Annotated in this window: 3 protein-coding genes and 1 tRNA gene; 1 reads left to right on the plus strand and 3 read right to left on the minus strand. The window is 57.3% G+C overall.

Annotation, left to right across the window (positions count from 1 at the left end; translation table 11 throughout):
• Nucleotides 1–171: 171 nt before the first annotated feature.
• From IT775_RS21020 to IT775_RS21030, 3 genes are all read right to left on the minus strand, one after another.
• Nucleotides 172–894, minus strand: a complete 723-nt coding sequence (locus IT775_RS21020) for a metal-dependent hydrolase (protein WP_212703209.1) — start codon at nucleotides 892–894, stop codon at nucleotides 172–174.
• Nucleotides 895–1,057: 163 nt separating this feature from the next.
• Nucleotides 1,058–1,654 carry a TetR/AcrR family transcriptional regulator gene (locus IT775_RS21025; protein ID WP_212703210.1) on the minus strand — a complete coding sequence of 199 codons (597 nt, stop codon included), beginning with the start codon at nucleotides 1,652–1,654 and terminating at the stop codon, nucleotides 1,058–1,060.
• 483 nt (nucleotides 1,655–2,137) lie between these two features.
• Nucleotides 2,138–2,213: transfer RNA gene (locus IT775_RS21030), tRNA-Thr, on the minus strand.
• 390 nt (nucleotides 2,214–2,603) lie between these two features.
• Here IT775_RS21030 and IT775_RS21035 point away from each other — a divergent pair.
• A protein-coding gene (locus IT775_RS21035; RefSeq protein ID WP_212703211.1) for an IS5 family transposase occupies nucleotides 2,604–3,361 on the plus strand; the annotation gives its coding sequence in 2 pieces (ribosomal slippage) (nucleotides 2,604–2,940 and nucleotides 2,940–3,361; 759 coding nt in all).
• Nucleotides 3,362–3,454: the final 93 nt, after the last annotated feature.

The following is a 3,454-nucleotide window of genomic DNA, read 5'->3' on the forward strand; positions in this document are numbered from 1 at the left end:
CCTTCGACCGGGTGATCCACATCTGAGCGGGACCACCCCGGCAAAAAGAAACGGCGCGGAAATCCCGCGCCGTTTTTTTGTGTTTTGTCCGCAGGACCATGATGCCCGCCGGGCCATCATCCTGCGCCAGGTCTTGGGCGCAATCGCCCAAGACCGCGTTGCAGGTCCCGATTACACGGCTGCCTGGATTGCAGCCTGGTCGTCCTTTTCGCGGGCAAAGATCCAGACCAGCGCCGAGGTGGCGACCATTTGGCCCATGATCACGAACGCGAAGATGACGTTGTGACCGCTGAGCGCCGCTTCGCCGATATTGATCGCCGCCGAGTAGATCGGAATGCTGGCTGCGCCAAGCGCCAGAATCAGCCCCAGCAATTTCTTGCTGCCACGGTAGTAGTACCAGCAAAACACACCCCAGAGCGTTTCCAGCACGAGGGCAGGCAGCGGCAGGTTGGAATAGAGTCCGGTGCCGAACTTGGGCGAACCGATAAGCGGGGTCAGCGCGATGTCGGGTGCGTGGACGAGGAGATCGAGCACGATATGGGAAAAGACGCCAAGGCCGATCGCGATCGAAACGGCGGACGCTGCTTTCCCGCTGCGCCAGAACACGATGAGACCGACAAGGGCTGCGATGATCACGCTGGTCGCGATGGAATGGGAAAACGGCATATGCACAAGGTGAACATCCGCAACCGACTTCATAGGTGTGTCCACGATGGTTTTTTCGACACCGATGATATTAAGGCCGACCCAAAGGTATTCGACCGCTTCGGTGGCCAGGATAAGTCCCATCAGCGGTGCGGATGGGAATTTGCGTTTGAGGATGAGCGCAGTGGCTGCGTGGTTGATAGCTTGCATGGTTGATCTTCCGAGATTCAGGTCAGGGGAATGATACATTCCCTGTTTCTAGGGTGGTCATGCCCGCGCCTGGCAGGGGGCGGGCCGGGGATGGGCAGGGTGGTGTTGGGGTTTCAGGTGTCTCCTTTCGAAACGGGTGAAGCGGCGGGTTTGTTGTGTTACGAGGTAAGCAAACGCTAACTTCGCGGGCAAAAAAGGGGCTCTAGGCGAGGCCCTTTCTCAAAATCTTCTCCACTTCATTGCAGTGAACGGAAATGGGGCCGACAAGTTCGCCCAGAAACTGTTGGCGGATCGTTTGGCTCAACATGCCGGTAACAAGGATAAGCTGCATCGGCAGGCTGATATCATCGGACACCAAACCTTCCTTCTTGCCCAGGCTCAGCAATTCCCGTGTGTGGGTCATGATCGTCTGGCCGTGAAAAGCCTCGGCAACCTGGGGCCAAAGCGCTGGCAGATTGTCCGATACGAAGATCGCGGCGTCGGGGCAGTTGTCGTAAAATGCTGCGAAGGCAGAGATGTAGGCGGAAAACTTCATCTCGAATCCGTCGGCCCTGCTTGTCGCCAGAGCGACCTGCCGGGCCATTTCCCTGTAGGACCGTTCGAACAAGGTGATGGCCAGCGCATCCTTGGACTTGAAATGCTTGTAAAGCGCCGGGTTGCTGTACCCGGTCGCCGCCGCGATATCCCGGATCGAGGTGGCCGACAGCCCGCGCGTCGCGAACAGGTGAAGCCCGTCTTTCATGATGCGCCGCTTGGCCGGGGAATCGTCGGGCGAGATGTAAAACAAGTCCTGTGTCATGATGGATAAGTTAGCGATCGCTACCCTTGCTGTCAATCCCCTTGTTCATGCGCTCGAAAACGTCGCGCTGTCGGGGATGGATTGGACGGAAAGCAATGACTCAGGGCGCACTAGTCATCCGTAGGTCTTCCCTGTCCCTTGCGAGTTCACGCCCGAATGTCCGGATCGCGATCGCTTGAATGCGCGGCAGGTGTCAGGCTCGGTTCGCACCAGTGCCAAGGGGGGGCGGCAGGTATCTGGGCGAGGATTTGGGAGGAAGGACGATATCGATATCAAGGAGATGGAGCCGTGACAGGGCTTCAGGAAACCCGCCCGAGCTCAAATATGGGCGATAGTTACCGGGCGCGGTGATCTCGCTGTGCCCGGTTTTGTCCGCCCGGTTTGAGAAAGATGGAGGTTAACGTCTTTATTCTGAAGGGAAATGGTGCCCCCACACGGACTCGAACCCTTATCTTACCCGGTCGGCTCCGTGTGTGTGTAAAATGGTGCCCCCACACGGACTCGAACCGCGGACCTAATGATTACAAATCATTTGCTCTACCAGCTGAGCTATAGGGGCAATCTTGCTTCGTCGCCGCGCATAGCATCTTTCTAGGCTATACCTCAAGAGGCCGTATCACACGCTACTCAGAACCAAAATAAAACCGTATCTAAGTACACTATAATCAACAGGTATCAAAGATACTTCACACTGGTTAATTTCTTCCTCTAGTTCAGGTCTAAAGGCTTCGCAACAAGAACGTTTACATTTTCGGAAAATGGGCCGAAGGTTCGCCGTAAAATTGTATCTTGCTATGGTGCCGACGCAACGCGCGTACTCTATGAGATGCGTGCAACCTCCTTTGAAAGCATCCAATCTATAAACGGACCAGCTAGGCTCCAGACCCATTAATCGGCTTGCGGCTGATTTGGTTGCGTGATTCACGTGCCCTCAAAAACAGAGGGCATAATGAGCAATCTTTTCTGGCTGAGCGACGAGCAGATGGCGCGGCTACGGCCCTATTTCCCGAAGAGTCATGGCAAGCCACGCGTCGATGATCGGCGCGTGTTGAGCGGCATTATCTTCATCAATCGCAATGGGTTGCGCTGGTGCGATGCGCCGAAGGAATACGGGCCGCCGAAGACGCTCTACAATCGCTGGAAGCGCTGGAGCGAGATGGGCGTGTTCGCCCGGATCTTCGAGGGGCTGGCCTCCGAGGCGGCGGACCAGACTACCATCATGATTGACGCGACTTACCTGAAAGCCCACCGCACGGCCTCCAGCCTGCGGGGCAAAAAGGGGGGTGTGGCCGCCTGATCGGGCGCACCAAGGGCGGCATGAACACGAAACTGCATGCCGTGACCGACACCAACGGCCGCCCATTGCGGTTCTTCATGACCGCCGGCCAGGTCAGCGATTATACCGGTGCGGCGGCACTGCTGGATGGTCTGCCGAGGGCCGAATGGCTGCTGGGAGATCGCGGATATGACGCAGACTGGTTCCGCGAGGCCCTGAAAGACAAGGGGATCAAGCCCTGCATTCCGGGCCGGAAATCGCGCGGCAAGCCGGTCAAATACGACAAGCGCCGTTACAAGCGCCGCAACCGGATCGAGATCATGTTCGGCAGGTTGAAGGACTGGCGCCGTGTCGCGACGCGTTACGACAGATGTCCGGAGGTCTTCCTCTCGGCCGTCGCTCTCGCCGCAACCGTCATCTTCTGGCTGTGAAAATCAATGAGTCTGGAGCCTAGGGTCAGGACCCATTGATTTCCGCCGGGTGGCGTGATTCACCGTTCGAAAAACGAGCGGTAAAATGTCTGA

The organism is Thalassovita aquimarina, assembly GCF_018219815.1.
Classification (GTDB): domain Bacteria; phylum Pseudomonadota; class Alphaproteobacteria; order Rhodobacterales; family Rhodobacteraceae; genus Thalassobius; species Thalassobius aquimarinus.